Origin of the sequence: Comamonas sp. GB3 AK4-5 (assembly GCF_041320665.1) — a bacterium.
Classification (GTDB): Bacteria; Pseudomonadota; Gammaproteobacteria; order Burkholderiales; family Burkholderiaceae_C; genus Comamonas.
Genome location: NZ_CP166730.1, coordinates 2563522 through 2587657 on the forward strand (window position 1 = coordinate 2563522; position 24136 = coordinate 2587657).

Genomic DNA, 24136 nt, shown 5'->3' on the forward strand with positions numbered 1-24136 from the left:
TTGGGCTGCAGCCGTGTTATGGCTGCATTAAGAACGTGTTCAATGTCTCTACGCAGGCGCGTTGGAACGCAATCGGGATGAGTTCGAAGCGATGGAGCGCAGCTTGCACCTGTGTGCAAGCAAGCTTCAGCGCGAAGAAATCGCCCGATTTCGCTCCAACCCTGCGGGCCAGTGCCTTTGCGGGCGGTCTACTGTGTTGCGAATCCTCGCAATAGCGCGGCTATTGCTGCGGTGTCGCGCCTTGTATCCCATCCCGCAAAAACGCTGGCGCGCCGCGAGGAGACTTTGAACACGTTCTAAGCGCCTTTTGGGCCTTTGGCGGGCTTAGATGCCCTTGCCCAGCAGCTTGCCGTTGACTTCCAGGCCGTACATCGAGTTGGGGCTGTCGTGGAAGATTTCACGCGTCTTGGCAATGCTGCCGTTGAAACGTGGATCTTGCGGACGCTCGAAGCTGTTGATGAAGGTGGCCACTTCCCAGGCTTCCTGGTCGCTCAAATCGTTGTGCAGGCCGTAAGGCATATTGGCCTTGATGAAGCTGGCCGCCTTGTCGATTTCGTGCATGCCGGCGCCCCAGTTGTAGGACTCCTTGCCCCACAGCGGAGGGAACACGGTCACACCGTCCTTTTTCTGGCCCTGGCCGTTGTCGCCGTGGCACAGGGCGCACTTGGCTTCATAGACCTTCTGGCCTGCCTCAAAGGTCGGCGTCACCTCGGCCTTGGGCACTTTCTTGAAGCCGGCTCCGGGCAGCTTTTCGCCGATGGGGGCTTTCTGCGCCATCCAGTAGGCATAGGCCTCGACGGCCACCAGAATGTCGTGGCCATCGTCCGGCGCCTTGCCGTTCATGGAATACATAAAGCAGCCACGCACGCGCTCGGCAAAAGTGTCGACATGGTCGGTCTTTTTGCGATAGGCCGGGTACAGCGGGTAGGCGCCCCACATGGGCGCGGCGTTCTTCAGGCGGCCGGCATCCAGGTGGCAGTTGGCGCAGCTGAGCGGATTGCCCGAGAAGCCTTTGGCGTTATCCGGCGTGCGCAGGAAGATGGCTTCACCGCGTTGTATCCATTCACCCATCTTGGTGTCGGGGATGGCGGTGGCAGCAGGCACGCTGTAGGCGGCGGGCTGCAGGCCGGCCTGGGCAGCCTTGGCCTGGGCGGCTTCCTTGGCCAGCTTTTCCGCCGCAGCGCGCTGGGCCCGGGGGGTGTCAGGGATGCTGTAGGCGATACCGCCCAACGCGGCCAGCAGGGGAATGGCGCAAAACGCCACCGCAATGGCAGCGCCCAGTTTGCCGCCTTCGGGCTGGCTGTCTGCCGTGGTGTGCACAGGAGATTCCGTGGTCATATCCGGTGTCCGTTTTTAGTTGGAGGCGGCTTGGCTGCCGTGCTGTTGCTGGTAGTAGGCCGCAACGTCCTGAATGTCCTTGGGCGTGAGCTTTTGGGCAATCGAGCCCATCAGGCCCAGCGGGCCGTTGTCACGCGTCTTCTTCTGCCAGGCATCGACCTGCGACTGCATATAGGCCGCGCTCAGGTGGCCAATGGCGGGGAAGTCCAGGCCCACGCCGGTACCACCAGGACCGTGGCATTTGGCGCAGGCCGGAATACCGTCACCCCAGCGGCCGCGTTCGACCAACCAGGCGCCGTTGCTGTCCTTGGCGGTGGGCAAGGGGCCCACCTGGCTCTTGATGGGCAACTTCAGACTGGCGTAATAGGCGGCGACATCGGCCTTTTCCGCATCGGTCAGCGCACGGGCATTGGGCTCCATGGTCGGCGCCTTGCGCTTGCCGGCGGCAAAGCTCAGGAGCTGGCGCTCCAGGTAACCAGCGGACTGGCCGGCCAATGGCGGAAAGCCGGGGCCACCCTCGCCGTTGCTGCCGTGGCAGGAGACGCAGGCGGCTGCGCCTTGGGAGCCGCCATTGGCAGCGATTTTGGCGCCGGCGCTCGCGTCAGCAGCCCAGCTCGGAATATGGCAGGCTGCCAGCAGGGCAAAGCACGCCAGCCCTTGGATAGGGGCCTTGGTTACGGGCATAAGAATGAATGGACAAAGTGGGGGAGAACCAGGGTCGGTCCGCGGTGCGGCCTCCCTGGGCGTGCGCTTTTCGTATGCCTCCGGCGCGCGCAGGCATTGACCCCCAAAAGGCTAAGGGCAATGCATTAAGACGGAATTAAGACTTTGGCAAACCTTGCTTTCGAGCAAGGTGCTGCAACACTCAATGTGTAGACTGACTGCGGCTACGCTGCAACGGCACCGTGGCCACCAGCACGCTGCACAGTGCCATGCCCAGGGCCAGCATTTGCAAGGGCTGCAGCGACTCCCCCAGCAGCAGCACACCGGTCAGTGCTGCACTCACGGGCAGCAGCACCGTGAAGACGCCGCTTTGTGACGCCGGCACGGTGCGCAGCCCCGTCATCCACAGCCACACGGTCCACATGCTGGCGGCCAGCGCATACAGCAGCAGCAGCCACCAGGTGCTGCTTTGCACGCCCGCAAAATCAAACTGCAGCGCCATATAAACGCCCATGGGCGTGGACAGGGCCAGACCCCACAGATTGATGATGGCGGTGATGCGCTTGGGCGGCAGGGCGGCCGTGAGCTTTTTGCCGATGACGGCGTAGCTGGCCTCACACAGCACGGCGGCCACCAAAAGCAAATGGCCGACCACCGTGCGCGAGGGCAGGGAAGAGACCTCCTGCAGGTTGCCGGCCTGTACGCCGGCCTGACCCGGGGCCAGGGCCAGCAGGCCTATGCCGGCCACGGCCAGGGCAATCGCCCACCAGGTGCGCGCACTGGCCGCCTCACGCAAGAACAACCAGCTGAACACCGCCACCGCTGCCGGAATGGCCGCCATGATGACCCCGGCCGAGACCGCGCTGGTCAGGCTGACCCCGGTGATCATGCACAAGGTGAACAGGAAGTTGCCGAAAAACGACTCCAGAAACAGCAGCTGGCGCGTTGGCCGGTTGATGGGGGCTTCCCCTTCGATTTTGCGCAGCCAGGGCGCCATGGCCACCGCTGCAATCCCGAAGCGCAGCCAGGCCAGCAGAAACACCGGAATCGCCGCCACCAGCGGCTTGGTCAGCGCCACATAGCAACCCACCATGGACATGCTCAGCGCCAGACATAGATAGGCGACGGGTTTGGAGGGTGGCAGGGACATGGCAACGGAAGAAGGTGGGACTGAAAAATCGGGCGGCAGCCATCATGCCGCAAAGACGGACTGCCACTTTGGCTTGTCGCGCGATGGGCTGCGCAGGGGCGGGGCCATGTTTACCCCTGGCGGTGGAGGCGAAATATTGCCATTCGGGAAAGTGTTTTCACTATGTGAAATAGAGGCGTGTTGCCGCGCAGCATTTTTTCTCAATATGAGAAAGTGCATTTCACATCCAGAAAAACAAAAATAAGCTATTGAATTTAAACGGTAATTTTTTTGTCTTATATAAGATATAAGTGCTTGTTCAGTGCCGGTGCTTTGCCTACAGTTGTCTCCAAGGCCGAACACCACGGCCAGCCGGTTTCACCACCTTTCAAGGAGATCACGATGTCGAATGCGCTGAACAAACAACTGAGCCGCGAACAACAAATCGCCGCCCTGGAAAAAGACTGGGCCACCAACCCCCGCTGGAAGGGCATCAAGCGCGGCTATTCCGCCGCCGATGTGGTGCGCCTGCGCGGCAGCCTGCAGCCCGAGTACACGCTGGCCCAGCGCGGTGCACAAGTGCTGTGGGAAAAAATCAATGGCACTTCCAAGAAGGGCTATGTGAACGCCTTCGGCGCCATCTCTGCAGGCCAGGCCATGCAGCAGGCCAAGGCCGGTCTGGAGGCCGTGTACCTGTCCGGCTGGCAAGTCGCCGCCGACGGCAACACCTCCGAAACCATGTACCCCGACCAGTCGCTGTACGCCTACGACTCGGTGCCCACCATGGTGCGCCGCATCAACAACACCTTCAAGCGCGCTGACGAAATCCAGTGGGGCAAGGGCATCAACCCAGGCGACAAGGAATTCATCGACTACTTCCTGCCCATCGTGGCCGATGCCGAAGCCGGTTTCGGTGGCGTGCTGAACGCCTTCGAGCTGATGAAGAACATGATCCAGGCAGGCGCTGCCGGCGTGCACTTCGAAGACCAGCTGGCCGCCGTGAAGAAATGCGGCCACATGGGTGGCAAGGTGCTGGTGCCCACCCGTGAAGCCTGCGAAAAGCTGATCGCTGCCCGCTTTGCGGCCGACGTGATGGGCGTGCCCACCATCGTGCTGGCCCGCACCGATGCCGAAGCCGCCAACCTGATCACCAGCAACCACGACGCCAACGACCAGGCTTTCCTGACCGGCGAGCGCACCCAGGAAGGCTTCTACCGCGTCAAGAACGGCCTGGAGCAATCCATCAGCCGTGGCGTGGCCTACGCTCCCTACGCCGACCTGGTGTGGTGCGAAACCGGCGTGCCCGACATCGGCTTTGCCCGTGAGTTCGCCCAGGCCGTGCACGCTGCCTGCCCTGGCAAGCTGCTCTCGTACAACTGCTCGCCTTCCTTCAACTGGAAGAAAAACCTCAACGACAGCCAGATCGCATCCTTCCAGGACGACCTGTCTGCACTGGGCTACAAGTTCCAGTTCATCACCCTGGCTGGCATCCACAGCAACTGGTACAACACCTTCAAGTTCGCCCACGAATACGCTCGCGGCGAGGGCATGAAGCACTACGTGGAAATGGTGCAGGAACCCGAGTTCGCCGCACGCGAAAAGGGCTACACCTTTGTGTCCCACCAGCAGGAAGTGGGCGCAGGTTACTTCGACGACGTGACCACCGTGATCCAAGGCGGCTCGTCCAGCGTCAAGGCCCTGGCTGGCTCCACCGAAGAGGAGCAATTCCACTGATCTGCACCGCGCTACTGCATCACTGACATGGCGCAGTAGAACGGAGACTGATGCTTGTTGTCTGGGGCCTGTGCGGCGGGGACGAGACTGCTGCCAGGAACCCATTTCAGCCCGGAGCTTTGCGGCTTCGGGCTTTTTTGTGCTTTCGGCGTTAAAATGGCGCCCAAGATTCACCAACAAGAGCGAGAAAGGCAGTGCTGGTTATGACACCGCGAACTACTACCACGAGGTACTTCAGCCGCTAAGCGGCTGGCGGTTCGCGCCTGCACGAGAAGCTGTCCCAGACCCTTTCTCCATCCCTCAAAGCGCGGCCCAGTTCCGCGCTTTTTGCTTTTCAGATGAGGCATCGGCCGCGGCCCCGTATCCCACATTAGGTTTCCAAGGATTTCCATGCTCAAGATTACGCTCCCCGACGGCTCGCAACGCGAATTCGACGGTCCGGTCACTGTCATGCAGGTGGCTCAGTCCATCGGCGCCGGCCTGGCCAAGAACACGGTTGCCGGCCGCGTCAATGGCCGTCTGGTCGACGCCTGCGATCTGATCAGCGAAGACGCCAAGCTGCAGATCATCACGCCCAAGGACCAAGATGGCGTAGAGATCATCCGCCACTCCACAGCCCACCTGGTCGGCCACGCCGTCAAGCAGCTGTATCCCACGGCCAAGATGGTGATCGGCCCGGTGATCGAAGAGGGCTTTTACTACGACATCTCCTACGAGCGTCCCTTCACGCCCGAAGACATGGCCGCCATCGAGGCGCGCATGAAGGAATTGATCGCCCAGGATTACGACGTGATCAAGAAGATGACGCCACGCGCCGAAGTCCTCCAGGTCTTCAAAGACCGTGGCGAGGACTACAAGCTGCGCCTGGTCGAAGACATGCCCAATGAAAAAGCCATGGGCCTGTACTACCACCAGGAATATGTGGACATGTGCCGTGGCCCCCACGTGCCCAATACGCGCTTTCTGAAGGTCTTCAAACTGACCAAGCTGGCCGGCGCCTACTGGCGTGGCGATGCCAAGAACGAGCAACTGCAGCGCGTTTACGGCACGGCCTGGGCCGACAAGAAAGACCTGCAGGCCTACATCACGCGCATTGAAGAAGCCGAAAAGCGCGACCACCGTCGCCTGGGCCGTGAGCTGGACCTGTTCCACATCGATGAATGCTCGCCCGGCACGGTGTTCTGGCACCCCAAGGGCTGGCGTGTATGGCAGGAGGTGGAGCAGTACATGCGCCGCGTCTACCGCGACAACGGCTACGAAGAAGTCAAGGGCCCGCAGATTCTGGACAAGACGCTGTGGGAGAAGACGGGCCACTGGGACAAGTACCGCGACAACATGTTCATCACGGAGTCGGAAAAGCGTGACTACGCCTTGAAACCCATGAACTGCCCGGGCCACATCCTGATCTTCAAGCAGGGCATCAAGAGCTACCGCGACCTGCCGCTGCGCTATGGCGAATTTGGCCAATGCCACCGCAACGAACCCACGGGCGGTCTGCACGGCATCATGCGCGTGCGCGGTTTCACGCAGGACGATGGCCATGTGTTCTGTACGGAAGATCAGGTCCAAAAGGAAGTGCTCGACTTCACGCAGCTGCTGCAAAAGGTCTATGCCGACTTCGGTTTCACCGACATCATCTACAAGGTTGCCACGCGCCCTGAAGCACGCATCGGCTCGGATGAAGTCTGGGACAAGGCGGAAAAAGCCCTGTTCGACTCGCTGAAGGCCTCGGGCTGCGACTACCAGGTCTCCGTGGGCGATGGCGCTTTCTACGGCCCCAAGATCGAGTACACGCTCAAGGACGCCCTGGGTCGCCAGTGGCAGTGCGGCACCATCCAGGTGGACTTTTCCATGCCCGAGCGCCTGGATGCGGAGTATGTGGGCGAGGACGGCAACCGCCACCGCCCCGTGATGCTGCACCGTGCCATCGTCGGTTCGCTGGAGCGTTTCATCGGCATTTTGATCGAGCAATTTGCCGGCGCGCTGCCAGTCTGGCTGGCTCCGGAGCAGGTGACGGTGCTCAATATCACCGACGCACAGGCCGACTATGTGCAAGAAGTTGTGGCAAAGCTGCAAAAAGCGCTGCCGAATCAAAGTCTTAAGATAGCGGCTGATCTGCGCAATGAAAAGATCACGTATAAAATACGCGAGCATTCGTTGCAAAAGCTGCCCTACATCCTCGTCGCCGGCGACAAGGAGAAGGCAGCCGGAGCCGTCGCAGTGCGCGCCCGGGGCAACAAAGACCTCGGTGTGATGTCCGTCGATGCCTTCATCGAGTTGCTCAGCAAGGACATCGCTTCTAAAGCGTAATCAACATGGTTTTTTGCTTTGGACTGCGTGAATTGCGCGCAAGCAGCTACGCTTTTCGTAGCGTTTTGAAATTAGGGTGAAAGCCATAGCTACTGAATTCCGTGATCGTCGCCACCGCGAGGAACGCAAGCACCGTCTTAACCGTGAAATCCAGGCCACCGAAGTGCGCCTGACCGGTCCTGAAAACGAACCCATCGGCGTCGTCAGCATCGCAGAAGCCCTGCGCATGGCTGGTGACATGGATGTGGATCTGGTGGAAATTGCCTCCACGGCGAACCCGCCTGTCTGCCGCTTGGTGGACTACGGCAAGTTCAAATACCAGGAACAAAAGCGCGCTGCCGAAGCCAAGGCCAAGCAGACCGTGATCGAAATCAAGGAAGTCAAATTCCGTCCTGGTACCGATGATGGTGACTACAACATCAAGTTGCGCAACATCCGCCGCTTCCTGGCCGAGGGCGACAAGTGCAAGATCACGCTGCGTTTCCGTGGCCGTGAAATCACGCACCAACAGCTGGGCCTGGATCTGCTGAATCGTCTGCGTGACGACCTGGCAGACACCATTCAGGTGGAGCAATTCCCCAAGCTGGAAGGCCGCCAGATGATCATGATGATCGCCCCGGCGCGCAAAAAGCCTGTGGGAGCCACTGCCAAACCCGCTACTGCGGAAGAGGCTGGCAACACCGCCGCGTAAAAACGTCGCAGCCTGCCTGCGATCGCGTTAGAATATGCAGTTGGCGTAAATTGCTGCGCCAACTGCATCGCGTTTTGTGGATTGGCCTTTCTTGCAACAAGCAAGGCTGCATACGTAAAACGTGGCTTTGGTACTGAACGGCTTTGGCTGCTCAGCACCAAAGTACAAAAGTGCCTCGGAGCGCCGACAAGTGCTGTGCATGGTTGCGCAGCCGCCTCGCGAGCACAAATAAAGGAGCATTTACATGCCCAAAATGAAGACCAAGAGCAGCGCGAAGAAGCGTTTTCGCGTTCGTCCTGGTGGTACCGTCAAGCGCGGTCAAGCCTTCAAGCGTCACATCTTGACCAAGAAGACCACGAAGAACAAGCGCCACCTGCGTGGCACTGTCAGCGTGCATGAAGGCGACATGGGCTCCATCGCAAAGATGCTGCCTGGCGCTGGTCTGTAATTCACTGACGAACAAGGAGAAAATACATGCCTCGCGTCAAACGTGGTGTAACGGCCCGTGCCCGTCACAAAAAAGTTCTGACCCTTGCCAAGGGTTTCCGCGGTCGTCGCGGCAATGTCTTCCGCGTCGCCAAGCAGGCGGTGATGAAGGCAGGCCAATACGCCTACCGTGACCGCCGCAACAAGAAGCGCGTGTTCCGCCAACTGTGGATCGCCCGTATCAACGCCGCTGCACGCGAACTGGGTCTGACCTACAGCCAATTCGCCAACGGCCTGAAGAAGGCTTCCATCGAAATCGACCGCAAGATGCTGGCCGATATCGCGGTGCACGACAAGGCTGCCTTTGGCAGCATCGTGGAACAAGTCAAGGCCAAGCTGGCTGCTTGATTCACGATCGGCAGTTGCTGCAGATGTAGTAGCTGCTGACGCACTATCAGCAAGGGCTAGGGCTTGAAAAGGCGCTAGCCCTTGTTTTTTTATCACCGGGTGTTTTTGCTGTTTGCCGCTGTGGCAGCCAGGCTGAGGGCACCAGGTATTGAGGTCGATAAAGAGTCGATATGAACGAGTTGGATTCTCTGGTCGAGAGCGCGCAGCAACTGTTTGCGCAGGCCCATACCCCCGCAGATCTGGAAAACGCCAAGGCGCAGTTTCTGGGCAAATCGGGCAAGATGACCGAGCTCATGAAGGGCATGGCGCAGCTTTCCGTCGAAGAGAAGAAGTCGCGCGGCGCCGCCATCAACGTGGCCAAGCAGGCCATCGAGGCCGCGCTCACCGCCCGCCGCAAGGCCTTGGCCGATGCCGAGCTCGAGGCCCATCTGAAGGCCGAAGTGCTGGATGTCAGCCTGCCCGGTCGCCGCCGCGGCACCGGCGGATTGCACCCTGTGTCCCTGACGCTGGAGCGCATCGAGGGCATTTTTGGCTCCATGGGCTTTGATGTGGCCGAAGGCCCCGAGATCGAATCCGACTGGTTCAACTTCACGGCGCTGAACACGCCGGAAGACCATCCCGCACGCTCCATGCACGACACCTTCTATGTGGAAGGCGGCACGGCGACAGCGCCCAATTTGCTGCGCACGCACACCAGCCCCATGCAGGTGCGCCACGCCGTGCAGCATGTGAAGAAATACCGCAATCAGCTCGATGCCGGCCAGTCCATGCCCGAGATCCGCGTGATTGCCCCCGGCCGCACCTACCGTGTGGACTCGGACGCCACTCACTCGCCCATGTTCCACCAGTGCGAAGGCCTGTGGATTGGCGAGAACATCAGCTTCAAGGACTTGAAGGTGGTCTTCTCCGACTTCTGCAAGACCTTCTTCGAGCAGGACGACCTGGTGCTGCGCTTTCGCCCCAGCTTCTTCCCGTTCACCGAGCCCTCGGCCGAGATCGACATCCAGTTCCAAAGCGGCCCGCTGGCTGGCAGGTGGCTGGAGATTTCCGGCGCCGGCCAGGTGCACCCCAACGTGGTGCGCAACATGGGCCTGGACCCCGAGAAATACATAGGCTTTGCCTTTGGCATGGGCCAGGACCGCCTGACCATGCTGCGTTATGGCGTGAACGATTTGCGCCTGTTCTTCGACGGCGACATCCGTTTTCTGTCGCAATTCCAGTAATGGAAAAAGTGAGCTATCTGCGCTGATGCACCCAGCCTTTCAAATGGATTTCACATTGAAATGCTTGCTGCCAAAGCAATGAATGCTCCTTTTATTGAATATCGCATGCCCGGCCGGCTGCAGACCTGCAAGGTGTGCCGGCTTGAACGCCAAAGAGTCTGACTATGCAATTCCCCGAATCCTGGTTGCGCGAATACTGCAACCCGAAGCTGACCACCCAAGAACTGGCCGACACCTTGACCATGGCCGGCCTGGAGGTCGAAGAGCTCGACCCCGTGGCACCTCCCTTCACCGGCATCGTGGTTGGTGAAATCAAGGAAGCCGTGCAACACCCCGACGCCGATCGCCTGCGCGTGTGCCAGGTCGACGTGGGTGGCCCCGAGCTGCTGAACATCGTCTGCGGCGCACCGAATGCGCGCGTGGGCATCCGCATTCCCTGCGCCACCGTGGGCGCCGAGCTGCCACCCGGTGAGGACGGCAAGCCCTTCAAGATCAAGATCGGCAAGCTGCGCGGCGTGCAAAGCTTTGGCATGCTGTGCTCAGCCAAGGAGCTGGGCATTGACGACGATGCCAGCGGCCTGCTGGAACTGCCGGCCGACGCCCCTTTGGGCCAGAGCGTGCGCGAGTACCTGAACCTGGACGACACGCTGCTCACCCTCAAGCTCACGCCCAATCTGGCGCACTGCCTGTCGGTGTATGGCGTGGCGCGCGAGTTGTCGGCCCTGACCGGCACGCCGCTGAAGGCCTTGTCCTTCCCCACCGCCGCCGTGGCCACGCAAGACAAGCTGCCCGTGAAGATCGAGGCGCCCGAGCTGTGCGGCCGCTTCTCCGGCCGCATGGTGCGCAACGTCAACACGCAAGTGAAAACACCCCAGTGGATGCTGGACCGCCTGGCCCGCTGCGGCCAGCGCGGCGTGTCGCCCCTGGTGGACATCTCCAACTACGTGATGTTCGAGCTGGGCCGCCCCAGCCACATCTTTGACCTGGACAAGATCCACGGCGGCCTTCAAGTCCGCTGGGGCCAGGCGGGCGAGACGCTCAAGCTGCTCAATGGCAACACCATCAAGATCGACGACAGCCCGAAAGTGGGCGTGATCGCCGACGACAAGCAGATCGAGTCCCTGGCCGGCATCATGGGTGGCGACGCCACGGCCGTGTCTGACGACACGAAAAACATCTACATCGAAGCCGCGTTCTGGTTCCCCAAGGCCGTGGCAGGCCGCTCGCGCCACTTCAATTTCGCCACCGACGCCGGCCACCGCTTCGAGCGCGGTGTGGACCCCGCGCTCACCGTCGAGCATATCGAGCGCATCACCCAGCTGGTACTGGAGATCTGCGGCACGCCTGAGACACAGGTCGGCGCCATGGACGACCACCAGCCCAATATGCCCGCGGCCAAGACCGTGCAACTGCGCGTGGCACGCGCCGCCAAGGTCATCGGCATGGCCGTGAGCCAGCAGCAATGCCTGGATGCCCTGAATGGCCTGGGTCTGCCCGCCACCGTGGCCAGCGAAGGCGTGATCAGCGTGACCGCGCCCAGCTTCCGCTTCGACATCAATCTGGAAGAAGACCTGATCGAAGAAGTGGCCCGCATGGTCGGCTACGAGAACCTGCCCACCACCAAGCCGCTGGCCCCCATCGCGCCCAAGCTGCGCGCCGAAAACCAGCGCAGCCCCTTTGCCGTGCGCCGTGAGCTGGCCGCACTGGGCTACCAGGAAACCATCAACTTCAGCTTTGTCGAAGAAAAGTGGGAGCAGGAGCTGGCCGGCAATACCCATGCCATCAAGCTGCTCAACCCCATTGCCAGCCATTTGAGCGTGATGCGCTCCTCGCTGCTGGGTTCGCTGCTACAGGTTTTGAAGTTCAACGTGGACCGCAAGGCCCAGCGCGTGCGCGTGTTTGAGCTGGGCCGCGTGTTCTTCAAGGATGGCTCCGTGGTCGAGTCCGACACCACCGTCAAGGGTTTCGATCAGCCCATGCGCGTGGCCGGTCTCGCCTATGGCGCGGCCGAGCAGCTGCAATGGGGCAGGGCAGAGACCAAGGTCGACTTCTACGACATCAAGGGCGATGTGGAGGCCTTGTTGGCCCCGGCAAAACCCCAGTTCGAAGCCGCTGAGCACCCAGCCATGCACCCCGGCCGCTGCGCCCGTGTGCTGCTGGATGGCCAGGCCATTGGCTTTGTGGGCGAGCTGCACCCCAAGTGGCGCCAGGAATGGGATCTGGCCCAGGCGCCTGTGATGTTCGAGCTGGACCTGAGCGCCGTGCTGGCCCGCAAGGTGGCGGTGTTTGCCCCCGTGGCCAAGCACCAGGCCGTGGAGCGCGACATTGCCGTGGTGGTCAAGGAGGCTGTGACCCACGCCCAGGTCATGGAGGCCATCCAGCAAGGCGTGCAGGGCAGCGTGCTGCGCTCGGCCGTGCTGTTTGACGTGTTCCGCCCCAAGAAGCTCAAGGCCGGCGAAGAGGCCGCACCCGGAGCGCTGGCGCAAGACGAGAAAAGCCTGGCCGTGCGCCTGACGCTGGGCAGCGAGAATGCTTCGCTGACCGATGCCGAAATCGACACCGCCATGCAGGCCGCCATTGCCGCATTGGTGGAGCGCGTGGCCGCACGCCTGCGCGGTTGATGCACCGCGCTGCCCAAGGAGCTTGAGATGATCGAATTTGCAGAAGACAGTGGCGATGACGCCTCTACCGCCTTGACCAAGGCGCAATTGGCCGAGCTGCTGTTCGATCAGATCGGTTTGAACAAGCGCGAGTCCAAGGAAATGGTCGATGCCTTCTTCGACCTGATTTCCCGCAATCTGGTGGAGGGCGACGACGTCAAGCTCTCCGGCTTTGGCAACTTCCAGATTCGCACCAAGGCCCCACGCCCGGGGCGCAATCCGCGCACCGGCGAGCTGATCCCCATCGAGGCGCGCCGCGTGGTCACCTTCCACGCCAGCACCAAGCTCAAGGAGCAGATCCAGGGCGCAGAAAGCAAGGACGGCACACCGCCATCGTCGCTGTAATGCACCTGCTCTTTGCAAGCGCTCTTGGTCCACTGCACAAGCTGCGGTAGGCTAGGGCGCTTGTTTTGTTTGGCCCGCGCCTTTGCTTCAACCCTCTATGGCTCCGCTTCCCCCCATCCCTGCCAAGCGTTACTTCACCATCAGCGAAGTGGCGCTGCTGTGTGACGTCAAACCCCATGTGCTGCGCTATTGGGAGCAGGAGTTTGTGCAGCTGCGGCCCATGAAGCGGCGCGGCAACCGCCGCTACTACCAGCACCACGAGCTGCTGATGGTGCGCCGCATCCGCAGCCTGCTGTATGACGAGGGCTTCACCATCCAGGGCGCGCGCAACCAACTGCGCAGCCAACTGCGCAGCCAACCCGGGGAGTCTGCATCGCTTGTGGGCGATGACCTTGCGCCCAATAGCGTGCTGGCCCAGCCCCCGCAAGCACTGGTGTGGGAAGCCATCCCGCTTCCCGATGCGCAGGGCAACACCGTCACATCGGCACAGCTGCGGCAGGAACTTTTGCAGATTCGTTCACTGCTCTCGCTTTAGGCCAAAAAATGTGTATATAATTCAAGTCTTCGGAATGTAGCGCAGCCTGGTAGCGCACTTGCATGGGGTGCAAGGGGTCGCGAGTTCGAATCCCGCCATTCCGACCATATAGATAAGGCTCCTAACTGCAAAGTTAGGGGCCTTTTTCTTTTGTGAGCTGACGCTCCCCCCTGAGACGCTTCGCGTCTTCCCCCTCTCTAGGCGCTACGCGCCGGAGGGGGAGGGCACTGACGCTTTGCGCAGTGCCCCTGACGTTGGGGCATGCCAGATTTATGCGGCAACTTCTGCTTTGGCTTCTTGCTCGGCCAGCAGAGCAGGGCGGCGGGCATAGCGCTGGGCCAGCACGGCGCAGACCATCAGTTGCATCTGGTGAAACAGCATCAAGGGCAGCACCACGGCGCCGACTGAAGCGGCGGGGAACAGCACGTTCGCCATGGGGATGCCGCTGACCATGCTTTTCTTGGAGCCACAGAACACCAGGGTGATTTCGTCTTCCTTGCTCCAGCCCAGGCGCCGGGCTACGCAGGTGGTTGCTGCCAGCACCAGGCCCAGCAAGATGGCATTGACCAGCAGCAGACCGGCCAGGTCGCGCCACGAGGTTTGCAACCACAGGCCGCTGACCACCGCGGCGCTGAAGGCCGAATACACCACAAACAAGACGGAGCCCTGGTCCACCCCTTTCACCAAGGCTGCCCGGCGCTGCAAAAAGCCGCCAATCCACGGGCGCAGCAAATGCCCCAGCGCAAACGGCAGCAGCAATTGCAGCGCAATGCGGCCGATGTCGTGCAGCGCGTTGCCCGCGGCCGCATTGCGGTGCAGCAGCAGACTGACCAGCACCGGCGTCACCAAAATCCCCAGCAAGGTGGAGGCCGAAGCGCTGCACACGGCCGCCGGAATATTGCCGCGCGCCATGGAGGTGAAGGCAATCGCCGATTGCACCGTGGCGGGTAAGGTGCACAAAAACAGCACACCCAGGTACATCTGCGGCGATACCAACGGCTCCAGCACCGGGCGCAGCGCCCAACCCAGCAACGGGAACAGTACAAAAGTCGTCGTAAAAATCCAACCATGCAACCGCCAGTGCCCGATGCCGGCCACGATGGCCTGGCGTGACAGCTTGGCGCCATGCAGGAAAAACAACAGGCTGACAATGCCCGTCGTGGCATGTTCCACGATCTGGGCTGTGCGGCCAGAGGCAGGCCACAAGCTGGCCAGCGCCACGGTCACGATCAAGGCCTGGGTAAAACGGTCGGGAAGCCAACGCATGCAAAAAACTCCAAAACGCAGCCCATAGAGCAGGGCATCTCAGCGGGTGATTGGAGCAGTCGTAGATTCAAAAGAGAAATGGATTTATCTGATACTTTTATAATTAAACCTAATGAATATCAGCCTGCGCCAACTGCGCGCCTTTCTGGCAGTCGCCGACACCGGCAGCTTCAGCCGCGCCGGCGCCCAGGTCGCGCTGACGCAGCCCGCCATCAGTCGCCATGTCACGGAGCTGGAGCAGGCCCTGGGGCTGCTGCTGCTGCATCGCACCACCCGCACGGTGGAGCTGACCGATGCCGGTCGCCTGTTGTGCAGCCATCTGCGCCGGGTGTTTGAAGACCTGGACGCCAGCTTGCTGGAGGTACAGGGTCTGGCCAGCCACCAGCAGGGAAGGGTGAGGGTGGCCAGCAGCCCCACGCTGTCGGCGCATTTGCTGCCGCAATGCATAGCCCGCTGCCAGCGCGAAGCGCCTGCCATCCATATCAAGCTGCTGGACCGTATCCAGCACGATGTGCTGCAAAGCGTGCGCAGCGCAGAGGTGGATTTCGGCGTGGTCATCGATCCGCAGGATGTACAGGACCTGCACACCACCACCATCAGCCACGATCCTTTTTGCCTGGTCTGTCCGGCCTCACACCCACTGGCCAACCACCCGCAAGTGCATTGGCGCGCGTTGCACGGCCAGTCCCTGGTACTGCTGGACCATGCCTCTGGCAGCCGCCGTCTGATCGATGCCGCGCTGCAATCCCACGGCGCCACCGCATCAGTGGTGCAGGATGTGGGGCACACCGCCACCATCTACAGCATGGTCGAGGCCGGCCTGGGCCTGAGCGTGGTGCCCCAACTGGCCGTGCCGGCAGCATGGATGCGGCGCCAGGCCCAGCCTGCATCGAACGAGCTGGTCGGCCGCCCCCTGGTGCCGCTGGTGGAGCGCAGCATCATGCTGGTACACCGCCAGCACCGTGCACTCAGCCCCGTGGCAAAACATGTCTGGGAGATAGTGGCGGCGGAGGCAGGGCAGCTCATGGGCTTCGCTGGAATTGATGCCGCATAGAAAAAGAGAAAGCCTGTCACCCTGACGAAGCAGGCAGACTTTATGCTGGGCGTTCTCCATGCCACCCCATCTCCGCATGAAAGATTTGAAAATCCGCCCGGCCAACCCCGAAGATCTGCACGATGTGCTGGCCATCTTCAGCTGCCCCAAGGTCTATGCCGGCACTCTGCAACAGCCGTATCCATCCGCTGAGGCCTGGCGCAAAAGACTGGAAAGCCCACCGGATGGAGTGCATCAACTCGTCGCCCAGCTCGAAATGAATCGACCAGCTTTTCCTAGATAGCTGCCGGCCTCACGGAATTGCGTTTCTCGAACTCTACGGGAGACATGCCATCCGCAGACGAATGTCTGCGGATGGGGTTATAGAACATCTCGATGTAGCCAAAGATTGCGCTGCGCGCTTCTTGCCTTGTCGCATAGGTGTGTTTGCGAATGCGCTCACACTTGAGCAACTGGAAGAAACTCTCCGCCACGGCGTTGTCGTGGCAATTGCCTCGCCTGCTCATGCTGGGCTGCAGGTTGTGGCCTGCGAGGAAGCGCTGCCATTCATGGCTGGTGAATTGGCAGCCTTGATCGGAATGCACAACGACCGTATTGCGGGGCCTTCTCCGCCAGACAGCCATGTGCAAGGCATCAAGAGCCAACTGGGTGTCAATGCGGCTGCCCGTGGACCAGCCAACTACTTGCCGGGAATACAGGTCGATCACCGCAGCCAAGTACAGCCAGCCCTCGTGCGTAGCGATATACGTGATGTCGGTGACCCAGGCGGTATTGGGTTCACTGACTTTGAACTGTTGCTCCAACAGGTTAGGCGCAACTATGGCTGCAGCACCGCCCCGTGGACGTGGCCGCTTGCCATAGCCTCTTTGTGCCTTCAATCCTTCATGACGCAATAGCTTGGCAACGCGATGCCTACTGCAACCTTCACCCAAGTCACGCATATCCAGGGTCAGTTTGCGATAGCCATAAACGCCGCCGCTCTCCAGCCAAGCCTGTTTGAGCAAGCCCAGCAACCTGCGGTCATCAACCGCACGTTTGCTTTCTGGTTTGGCCTTCCAGGCGTAGTAGCCGCTGGGGTGCAGCCGCAGCATGCGACACATCCGCAAGACGCTGTAGACCTTCTGATGCCTGGCGATAAAGGCGTACTTCAGTCGGACTGGCGAGCGAAGTACGCCGCCGCTTTTTTTAGGATGTCACGCTCCTCTGTGACCCGCTTGAGCTCGGACTTCAGGCGACGCAGCTCTTCGCTTTGGCTCACTTGCTGGGCTCGTTGCGCTGCTGGGATTTGTTGCTGGCGAACCCATTTGTACAGGCTATGTGCACTCACGCCTAGGCGGCGTGAGACATCGGCCACGCTGTGGCCGTGTTCCAGGATTTGCTTGGCTGCTTCAATCCTGAATTCTTCGGGGTAACTGTCGCATCCCGGATGATTGCATAGACAAAAATCGTTATCCACTGCTCATTGCTCGCGATGTGCTTCGTGAGCTTGTACAGTCCTTGCAAGCAACAGGGAGCCTGTGATGCAAATTGCTTTACACAAGAATGCCCGCACCACACCCGCTGTGCGTGCCGAGATCGCGAGCAGCAATGAGCCCGCACGCGTACTGGCACAGCGCCATGGCATTACCGAGCAGACGGTCTACAAATGGAAGAAGCGCGATAGCGTGCAAGACCGCTCTCACACTGCACACCGTTTACAGACACAGTTGACGTCTGCGCAGGAGATCGTGGTGGTGCATCTGCGCCGGGCCTTGCAGTTGCCACTGGATGACTTGCTGGCCGTCACCCACGAGTTCATCAGCACCAAGGTCTCGCGCTCGGGCCTGGACAGGTGTTTGCGCCGCCATGGCGTTGGCAATCTCAATGCCTTGAAACCTGCCGTGCCTGCGCAGCCCCACAAAGCCTTCAAAGACTATGTTCCGGGTTATCTGCACATGGATGTGAAGTACCTGCCGCAGATGCAGGATGAAACCAAGCGCCGCTATCTGTTCGTGGCCATTGACCGTGCCACGCGCTGGGTGTTTGTGCGGGTCTTTGTCAACAAAACGGCAGCCAGCGCCAAGGCGTTTTTGAAGGCTTTGCACAAAGCCTGTCCGATCAAGATCACCAAGCTGTTGACCGATAACGGCAAGGAGTTCACGGATCGCCTCTTTGCCAGCCGTGAGCGTGAGCCCAGCGGCAATCACGAGTTCGACATGCTGTGTGAGCAGTTGGGCATTGAGCATAGGCTGACCAAGCCCAGGACGCCCAAAACCAATGGCATGGTGGAGCGCTTCAATGGGCGTATTGCCGATGTTTTGAAGACCCACCACTTCAACAGTGCCGAGGACTTGGAGCAAACGCTGCTGCGCTATGTGGCCTTGTACAACCATCAGTTACCGCAGTCAGCGCTGCAAAGCAAAACACCCATGCAGGCCATGAAAAAGTGGCATCAGACGCATCCAGACCTGTTCAATAAGCGACCATATGATCGTCCGGGATGCGACATTCACTGACTTTGAACTGTTGCTCCAACAGGTTAGGCGCAACTATGGCTGCAGCACCGCCCCGTGGACGTGGCCGCTTGCCATAGCCTCTTTGTGCCTTCAATCCTTCATGACGCAATAGCTTGGCAACGCGATGCCTACTGCAACCTTCACCCAAGTCACGCATATCCAGGGTCAGTTTGCGATAGCCATAAACGCCGCCGCTCTCCAGCCAAGCCTGTTTGAGCAAGCCCAGCAACCTGCGGTCATCAACCGCACGTTTGCTTTCTGGTTTGGCCTTCCAGGCGTAGTAGCCGCTGGGGTGCAGCCGCAGCATGCGACACATCCGCAAGACGCTGTAGACCTTCTGATGCCTGGCGATAAAGGCGTACTTCAGTCGGACTGCCGAGCGAAGTACGCCGCCGCTTTTTTTAGGATGTCACGCTCCTCTGTGACCCGCTTGAGCTCGGACTTCAGGCGACGCAGCTCTTCGCTTTGGCTCACTTGCTGGGCTCGTTGCGCTGCTGGGATTTGTTGCTGGCAAACCCATTTGTACAGGCTATGTGCACTCACGCCTAGGCGGCGTGAGACATCGGCCACGCTGTGGCCGTGTTCCAGGATTTGCTTGGCTGCTTCAATCCTGAATTCTTCGGGGTAACGTTGACTGCTCATAAGGACTCCTATTGGAACGGAAATAGGAGGCTTTGAACTATCTACAAAACTCTGGTCGATTCAGAGGCCATGGCGCAAGCCGATGCCAAGATGGCCCAAGTGAGCGGGGGTGGTGCATGAGCATGCCCGCCAGTTTCAGAGAATGGGCCAATGCCCACACCGAGGCCTACCATGTGCGCCGCCGTGCGCTGGGCTATGGTGGCACCGGGGGCGCGGGCCGCTGGTGGACGTTGCTGGATGCTGACTTGCGCTGCTTCTTGCTGTCGCGACAGGCTCCCAAGGATTGGGAGAAGTACATGGCATGCGAGTGGCACGCGCTGCCCAAGGCGCTGCGTTCTGTATTGGCGCTGGACATTCGCGCAGTGCGTCGCATGCTGGAGGACTGCACATGGCACTGACCCACACCACGGCCAAAGGTCTGCAACTGGCCCTGCCTGAGAACCCATCCCCCACCATCCGCTGCAGGGGCATGACAGCGAGAAGGGTGGTGCGCCGCCGCGTGGTGGCGCTGCGCCCGGCGCTGTTTGAGCGCAATTTCTGGCTGCAGAAACGGCTGCTGTAAATGCGCCCGGTCGTGTTTGAAAAGCACGGCCCTGTAGCGCTCCCCTTCAAGGTAGAACCCCGCCTGCGCCTGCAAATTCTTGCGGGAGCAGTGCGGGAGCTTTTGCCCTCTGAGTGGCTGCCAGCTATTGGGATGCGTGCAAGAGCCGCAGCAGCTGCGGCTGCTGCTGTTGACCTGGCGACCATCCGCACGCCCCGCGTGCAGCCCTTCACGCGCCCACGCGCTGCGGGTGATGTGATGGCCTGCATGCTGGACAAGTACACCGGCGTTCGTGCGGCTGACCTGGGCGAAGAAGAGATAAGAGCATTGGCCCGCAAGCATGCAGACACGGCGCGGCGTTTGATGGCCCGCAATGCCGGGGGCGGTGCATGGCTGACCTGGCAGCAGTTGTGCGAGTTGGTGGCCGAGTGCGGCGGCAAGATCACACCATCCAAAAAACTGCCTGGGCTGGAGGATTGGGCAAGGCGCGCATGTGATGCTTTTTGGTGGCGGCGGCAGCTGCGCCGCTGGGCCACGCGCAGCTATGAATCTGGCGCCTATGACCTGGGCCTGATCGGTGCCAGGGCAGGGCAGTGGTACTGCAGCAACCGCGCGGTGGTGCGGCGCGTGCAGCAGGTCAAGGCCAGCGTGGCGATGATGAAAAACACCATCATCGAAAACGACAGCGGCCAGCAATTGAACCTGTGGGAAGTGGCGCAGCGCTCTGTCTCGAATAAGGCCATCCGCAGGGGCGAATTGATGACCCGTGTGCGTGGCTGCGAAGAGTGGGCCTTGCACTCCGGTCTGCAAGGCATTTTTACGACCAACACCTGCCCGAGCCGCTACCACAGCCAGCTCAAGGGGGGCGGCAAAAATCCCAAGTGGGATGGATCACTACCCGATGCGGGGCAGGCCTGGTTGCTGGAGACATGGCAAAAGCTGCGCAACAAATGGAGCCGGGACAAGGTGAAGGTCATGGGCTTTCGCGTGGCCGAGCCCCACCACGATGGCTGCCCGCATTGGCACATGCTTTTATGGTGTGAGCCGCAGCATGTGGAATACGTGTGCGAGTCCATGCGCGCGCAGTGGCTGAAAGACTGCGGGGACGAACCCGGCGCAGACAAGCACCGCTGCAAAACCATGTTGATGGAGGCGGGCGGGGCCACGGGCTACATCGCCAAATACATCGCCAAAAATATTGATGATGTGCATGTGCCGGGTGGGCATGTGGACGATGAAGTGCCCCAGCAGGAGCTGGGCGCCGACTTGCTGGGGGACTTGGAAATCAAACCGAGCATGCGGGTCGAAACCTGGGCCACGGCCTGGCGCATTCGGCAATTCCAGCCCATCGGGCAACCCAGTGTCACGGTGTGGCGCGAATTGCGGCGCATGTCCGAAGAGCAGGCCGGGGCCGGGTCGGACACCGTGATTCATGCATGGCTTGCGGCGCATCGCCGTGGTGAGCAGCTGGCATGCTGGCGCAAATACATGAAGGCGCAGGGCGGCCCATTGCAGGCCAGGGACGATTACCGCCTGGGCATGTTCTATATAGAGAGGCAATGCCAGGGCCGCTATGGAAAGGCCGCGCGCAAGGTGGCTTGTGGGGTGTCGGATCGCCGCGTCCAAGGGGAGATGCACGCCACGCTATCCACGCGCCGCGCGTGGGGCGGGGAGGGCTTCGCGTCGCGGAACGCGGCGCCCCCTTGGACTCGTTTCAATAACTGTACGGCCCACAATCGCCGGTCAGTGGGCGCCGTGGTCAATCAGTTGGCCGAGGTGAGGGCGCGGCACGGTTTGGGGCGTGATTTTTCTGAGACCGGGGCCGCAGGTTGGCCGCCTGACTAGGGTGAACCCGGTCAAAAAATAGTTCTTGCACTTGATTGGGTGGCTGCCAGTATTTGCGGCGCGGGCGCTGTTGCCCGTTTCTTTGGAGAAAACCATGACACGCAAAACACTGATCGAACTGGCATCGCCTACTTTGTACGGCCCCGGAAGCCAAGGAAGCCAAAACATGTCCATCAAACTGAAAGCGACAAAATCAGGTGGCAAGCTGGCATTCACGGCGCGCGTGACGGGGTTGCTCTCCGGCGGTGAGGAATCAGGAACAATCGGTGATTACGAAATCAGCGACGATGCCGGGAAGATTCGCACTTTCCGCGATGCCGACGATGTGTTCACGCAGATGGGCGCGTTGTCGATGGTGGCCGATAACGTGATGGTAGACATGAGCAATATGTCTATTGTTGCCCCCAAGCCGTTTACGGGTGACATCATCAAAAAGGCACATCACACGGTTGCCAGTTACGAAAAGCGCCGTGCAGCAGTTGGTGAGCGCATCCAGAAGCTGGTGACAGAGGCTGCACTGATGGCCGCTGATGCAACCGTGCCGCAGTCACGCCGTGATGAAAACACAGCGCAGAAGGTGGCATCGCAAAGCTTGAAGGCCTTTCTTGATGCGGAAATCGTGCGCATCAACGCCATCATCGCGGGCTGATCGCAATGGCTTCGCGCTCTTTGGACACACTCGCGCAGCCGGTCAAGGTCTGCGCGCTTGCATTCCTCGCGGGATGTGAGCGTGCAGGCCTTGACGTGCTGATCTACTGCACCCTGCGCAGCAATGAAGAGCAGGCCGCGCTGTACGCCCAAGGGCGCAGCACGCGCGGCCAGGTCATCACCAACGCGCGCCCCGGTGATTCACTGCATAACCCCGATGCGAAAGGCTTCGCCTGGGCGTTTGACGCTGTGCCCACGCGCGGCGGCAAAGCGCTGTGGAACGATGACGATGCACTCAAGCAAATGGGGGCCATCGGTGAATCGGTGGGCCTGGAGTGGGCAGGGCGGTGGCGCGGCGCATTGCGTGAGCGTGTTCATTTCCAACTGAAACCGAAAGGTGGTGAGAAATGAAAAACGTCATCAAGGAACCCAGCACCTGGGGCGGCCTGGGGCTGTTGCTCACGGCGCTGCGGGTGTTTGTGCCGCTGCAGTATCAGCCGGTGATGGATGCCCTCACGGGCGCAGCCGGGGCGGCTGCGGTGGCCCTGCGCGAACGCAATGGGGGCAGCCATGTCAACCAGTGAATGGGCCGGTATCGCGCTGCAAGTGCTGGTCAATGCATCACTGTTGATAGGCGCTGCAAGCCGCATGCGTGCGAGGCTGGCCGTGATTGAAACCCGCATTGAATACATCGAGCGCGGCCTTCATGCCCATGTCCCGCGAGCAGAGTGAGTGCGGCGGCACTCCAAACCCAAGCCCGCACCACGCGGGCTTTTTCACACCCCAAGATGGGAGCACATCATGGCTGCAAGTGAATTTAGGCAATGGGTGGTGGATGCCATCCAAGGTGCCGTGGACGACTTCAACGCCAACCGCGCCGAAGATGAAGAGACGGGTAGGGTGGCACGCAAGGAATTGCGGGATTGGTTTGACCACAAGATGGTGCCCATCAAGGATGCCGTGCTGCGTGGGGCGCTGGCCCGCGCGGGCCTGGAGATAGCGGGCGGCCCCATCAACATCGAAAGCATCACGCAGGCCATCAACGATGGGCCGCTGGCCGAATTCGATGTGGAGATCAGCAACATTTTCAACAAGCGGGAACTGCGCGAAGTGCTGGAAAAGGTCGCCATCCAAAAAGTGGCCGAGCAGCTGGGCCTGAAACTGGAGTCCAACACCACGGAAGGCGTGAAGCTCGCCATCGTTGATTTGGTGAAAGATGAAGTAGGGGAGCAGCTGGCGAGCGAGGCGGGGGATATTTTTGATGCCGCCATCCCCACGGCGAAGATCGTGGCAATGATTCGCCAGGCCATCAAAGAGCCACGCGGCTACCACACCAACGTGCCCACCGTCATGGATGAAAAGGCGCAGAAAAACAGAGAGAAGCAAGCGCGGTACAGGGCCAAGAACCGGCGCGACTGGTTCCCCAAAGTTCGATAAGCATCAACCCACACGGGAGAACATCATGGCCTTGAATCATGTGGTTTTGACCGAGCGCGCAGGCGATGCGCTGAAAGCGGAAATCGTAGAGCGCCTATGGGTGCGGTACAGGGACGGCGAAGACGTGAGCGACATTGCCGAGGAAGAGCTGGCGGATTGGGCCATGGACAAGTTTCGCCCCCACATCATCCAGGGGCTGCGCCGCGCGGGCTTGGACGTGCCCGAGGACGTGGAGGAGTTCACGCCCGAGATGATGAAAGACTACCTATCCGAGCAGCTGGATTTGAAGCTCGAAGCGCTCACGCCCGAGGCGGTGGCCGATGCCCTGGATGAACGCCTATCCCGCGAGGTAGGGCGCAAGCTGGGGATCAGCATTCCCACGCTGCGCGACCCCGAAGCACTCAAGCAGGCCTGCATTGATGCGGTCGTAGAGGCCGTGCGCAGTGGCAAGGCCAACCAGCTGATCAGCCAGGCCATGGTGCGCCGATTCAAGAGCGCCAAGGCCTGGGCTGATGCGGGCATGTCGAAGGAGGAGCGCACCCGCATCCACAACGTCATGTCCCAACGCCGATGGCGCAAGCGGTTCGTGTGGACGTGGGTGCGGTGAATTGAAGGGCGTTGGAGGGCATTGGCATAACAACCACCGTCGATGGCCGCCTTCTCAGGCATCTCTGTAGATGTCAGCGTTCGGCCAGAAGCAGACTGGAGGTTCGGGATACACTTGTATCAATTTATGACAATGAGGG

General features: G+C 60.8%; 27 protein-coding genes, 1 tRNA gene and 1 pseudogene. 23 read left to right on the forward strand and 6 right to left on the reverse strand.

Annotated features, from left to right (window positions below; all coding sequences use genetic code 11):
- Nucleotides 1-324: 324 nt before the first annotated feature.
- From ACA027_RS11570 to ACA027_RS11580, 3 genes are all read right to left on the reverse strand, one after another.
- Entirely contained in the window at nucleotides 325-1338 is a 1014-nt protein-coding gene (locus tag ACA027_RS11570) for a c-type cytochrome (protein WP_370678387.1), read from the reverse strand.
- 15 nt (nucleotides 1339-1353) lie between these two features.
- Nucleotides 1354-2022: a cytochrome c gene (locus ACA027_RS11575; protein WP_370678388.1), complete on the reverse strand. Its 669-nt coding sequence runs from the start codon at nucleotides 2020-2022 to the stop codon at nucleotides 1354-1356.
- Nucleotides 2023-2203: 181 nt separating this feature from the next.
- Nucleotides 2204-3151, reverse strand: a complete 948-nt coding sequence (locus ACA027_RS11580) for a DMT family transporter (RefSeq protein ID WP_370678389.1) — start codon at nucleotides 3149-3151, stop codon at nucleotides 2204-2206.
- Here ACA027_RS11580 and ACA027_RS11585 point away from each other — a divergent pair.
- From ACA027_RS11585 to ACA027_RS11635, 11 genes are all read left to right on the forward strand, one after another.
- Nucleotides 3150-3395: a hypothetical protein gene (locus ACA027_RS11585; protein ID WP_370678390.1), complete on the forward strand. Its 246-nt coding sequence runs from the start codon at nucleotides 3150-3152 to the stop codon at nucleotides 3393-3395. The genes ACA027_RS11580 and ACA027_RS11585 overlap by 2 nt on opposite strands.
- Before the next feature lie 137 nt (nucleotides 3396-3532).
- Nucleotides 3533-4864, forward strand: coding sequence for an isocitrate lyase (gene aceA / locus ACA027_RS11590; RefSeq protein ID WP_370678391.1), 1332 nt, complete (start codon nucleotides 3533-3535; stop codon nucleotides 4862-4864).
- A 390-nt stretch (nucleotides 4865-5254) separates the two neighbouring features.
- Nucleotides 5255-7174, forward strand: a complete 1920-nt coding sequence (gene thrS, locus ACA027_RS11595) for a threonine--tRNA ligase (protein ID WP_370678392.1) — start codon at nucleotides 5255-5257, stop codon at nucleotides 7172-7174.
- A gap of 76 nt (nucleotides 7175-7250) precedes the next feature.
- Nucleotides 7251-7865: a translation initiation factor IF-3 gene (gene infC, locus ACA027_RS11600; protein ID WP_370678393.1), complete on the forward strand. Its 615-nt coding sequence runs from the start codon at nucleotides 7251-7253 to the stop codon at nucleotides 7863-7865.
- 244 nt (nucleotides 7866-8109) lie between these two features.
- The gene (gene rpmI, locus ACA027_RS11605) at nucleotides 8110-8313 is read left to right on the forward strand and encodes a 50S ribosomal protein L35 (protein WP_332569117.1); all 204 of its coding nucleotides are present in this window, start codon (nucleotides 8110-8112) and stop codon (nucleotides 8311-8313) included.
- 26 nt (nucleotides 8314-8339) lie between these two features.
- Entirely contained in the window at nucleotides 8340-8699 is a 360-nt protein-coding gene (gene rplT, locus ACA027_RS11610; protein ID WP_370678394.1) for a 50S ribosomal protein L20, read from the forward strand.
- A gap of 170 nt (nucleotides 8700-8869) precedes the next feature.
- Nucleotides 8870-9922: a phenylalanine--tRNA ligase subunit alpha gene (gene pheS / locus ACA027_RS11615; protein ID WP_370678395.1), complete on the forward strand. Its 1053-nt coding sequence runs from the start codon at nucleotides 8870-8872 to the stop codon at nucleotides 9920-9922.
- 164 nt (nucleotides 9923-10086) lie between these two features.
- The gene (gene pheT, locus ACA027_RS11620; protein ID WP_370678396.1) at nucleotides 10087-12543 is read left to right on the forward strand and encodes a phenylalanine--tRNA ligase subunit beta; all 2457 of its coding nucleotides are present in this window, start codon (nucleotides 10087-10089) and stop codon (nucleotides 12541-12543) included.
- Between the two features lie 27 nt (nucleotides 12544-12570).
- Nucleotides 12571-12927, forward strand: coding sequence for an integration host factor subunit alpha (locus tag ACA027_RS11625; RefSeq protein ID WP_370678397.1), 357 nt, complete (start codon nucleotides 12571-12573; stop codon nucleotides 12925-12927).
- 97 nt (nucleotides 12928-13024) lie between these two features.
- Nucleotides 13025-13462: a MerR family transcriptional regulator gene (locus ACA027_RS11630; protein WP_370678398.1), complete on the forward strand. Its 438-nt coding sequence runs from the start codon at nucleotides 13025-13027 to the stop codon at nucleotides 13460-13462.
- Between the two features lie 30 nt (nucleotides 13463-13492).
- Nucleotides 13493-13569 (forward strand) — tRNA-Pro (locus ACA027_RS11635).
- A 163-nt stretch (nucleotides 13570-13732) separates the two neighbouring features.
- Here the strand turns inward: ACA027_RS11635 and ACA027_RS11640 are convergent.
- Nucleotides 13733-14728: a bile acid:sodium symporter family protein gene (locus tag ACA027_RS11640; RefSeq protein ID WP_370678399.1), complete on the reverse strand. Its 996-nt coding sequence runs from the start codon at nucleotides 14726-14728 to the stop codon at nucleotides 13733-13735.
- A gap of 112 nt (nucleotides 14729-14840) precedes the next feature.
- On the opposite strand from ACA027_RS11640, the gene ACA027_RS11645 reads away from it, so the two are divergent.
- On the forward strand, nucleotides 14841-15782 hold the full coding sequence (locus ACA027_RS11645) for a LysR substrate-binding domain-containing protein (protein ID WP_370678400.1): 942 nt from the start codon (nucleotides 14841-14843) through the stop codon (nucleotides 15780-15782).
- 76 nt (nucleotides 15783-15858) lie between these two features.
- Nucleotides 15859-16065, forward strand: coding sequence for a hypothetical protein (locus ACA027_RS11650; RefSeq protein ID WP_370678401.1), 207 nt, complete (start codon nucleotides 15859-15861; stop codon nucleotides 16063-16065).
- On the opposite strand, the gene ACA027_RS11655 is transcribed toward ACA027_RS11650, so the two are convergent.
- A protein-coding gene (locus tag ACA027_RS11655) for an IS3 family transposase (RefSeq protein WP_370678402.1) occupies nucleotides 16058-17238 on the reverse strand; the annotation gives its coding sequence in 2 pieces (ribosomal slippage) (nucleotides 16058-16959 and nucleotides 16959-17238; 1182 coding nt in all). The genes ACA027_RS11650 and ACA027_RS11655 overlap by 8 nt on opposite strands.
- Before the next feature lie 64 nt (nucleotides 17239-17302).
- Between ACA027_RS11655 and ACA027_RS11660 the strand changes: the two genes are divergently transcribed.
- Complete coding sequence (locus tag ACA027_RS11660) at nucleotides 17303-18277, forward strand: IS481 family transposase (protein ID WP_370678403.1); 975 nt, start codon at nucleotides 17303-17305, stop codon at nucleotides 18275-18277.
- Here the strand turns inward: ACA027_RS11660 and ACA027_RS11665 are convergent.
- Nucleotides 18270-18919 (reverse strand): annotated as a pseudogene (locus tag ACA027_RS11665) (IS3 family transposase); the annotation flags it as partial. The gene ACA027_RS11660 and the pseudogene ACA027_RS11665 sit on opposite strands and share 8 nt — an antisense overlap.
- Nucleotides 18920-19035: 116 nt before the next feature.
- Between ACA027_RS11665 and ACA027_RS11670 the strand changes: the two are divergent.
- The 9 genes from ACA027_RS11670 to ACA027_RS11710 all read left to right on the forward strand — a co-directional run bounded on the left by ACA027_RS11670 (nucleotide 19036) and on the right by ACA027_RS11710 (nucleotide 23997).
- Complete coding sequence (locus ACA027_RS11670) at nucleotides 19036-19317, forward strand: hypothetical protein (protein WP_370678404.1); 282 nt, start codon at nucleotides 19036-19038, stop codon at nucleotides 19315-19317.
- Complete coding sequence (locus ACA027_RS11675) at nucleotides 19308-19481, forward strand: hypothetical protein (RefSeq protein WP_370678405.1); 174 nt, start codon at nucleotides 19308-19310, stop codon at nucleotides 19479-19481. Before ACA027_RS11670 ends, ACA027_RS11675 begins: the two co-directional genes overlap by 10 nt.
- A gap of 132 nt (nucleotides 19482-19613) precedes the next feature.
- The gene (locus ACA027_RS11680) at nucleotides 19614-21305 is read left to right on the forward strand and encodes a replication endonuclease (protein WP_370678406.1); all 1692 of its coding nucleotides are present in this window, start codon (nucleotides 19614-19616) and stop codon (nucleotides 21303-21305) included.
- A gap of 94 nt (nucleotides 21306-21399) precedes the next feature.
- Nucleotides 21400-21954, forward strand: a complete 555-nt coding sequence (locus ACA027_RS11685; protein ID WP_370678407.1) for a hypothetical protein — start codon at nucleotides 21400-21402, stop codon at nucleotides 21952-21954.
- Between the two features lie 5 nt (nucleotides 21955-21959).
- The gene (locus tag ACA027_RS11690) at nucleotides 21960-22364 is read left to right on the forward strand and encodes a M15 family metallopeptidase (RefSeq protein ID WP_370678408.1); all 405 of its coding nucleotides are present in this window, start codon (nucleotides 21960-21962) and stop codon (nucleotides 22362-22364) included.
- Nucleotides 22361-22537: a hypothetical protein gene (locus ACA027_RS11695; protein WP_370678409.1), complete on the forward strand. Its 177-nt coding sequence runs from the start codon at nucleotides 22361-22363 to the stop codon at nucleotides 22535-22537. Before ACA027_RS11690 ends, ACA027_RS11695 begins: the two co-directional genes overlap by 4 nt.
- Entirely contained in the window at nucleotides 22524-22685 is a 162-nt protein-coding gene (locus ACA027_RS11700) for a hypothetical protein (protein ID WP_370678410.1), read from the forward strand. Before ACA027_RS11695 ends, ACA027_RS11700 begins: the two co-directional genes overlap by 14 nt.
- A 99-nt stretch (nucleotides 22686-22784) precedes the next feature.
- Nucleotides 22785-23390, forward strand: a complete 606-nt coding sequence (locus ACA027_RS11705) for a hypothetical protein (protein ID WP_370678411.1) — start codon at nucleotides 22785-22787, stop codon at nucleotides 23388-23390.
- A 25-nt stretch (nucleotides 23391-23415) separates the two neighbouring features.
- A complete protein-coding gene (locus ACA027_RS11710) occupies nucleotides 23416-23997 on the forward strand; it encodes a hypothetical protein (RefSeq protein WP_370678412.1) in 582 nt (193 codons plus the stop codon).
- The last annotated feature ends 139 nt before the right edge of the window (nucleotides 23998-24136 follow it).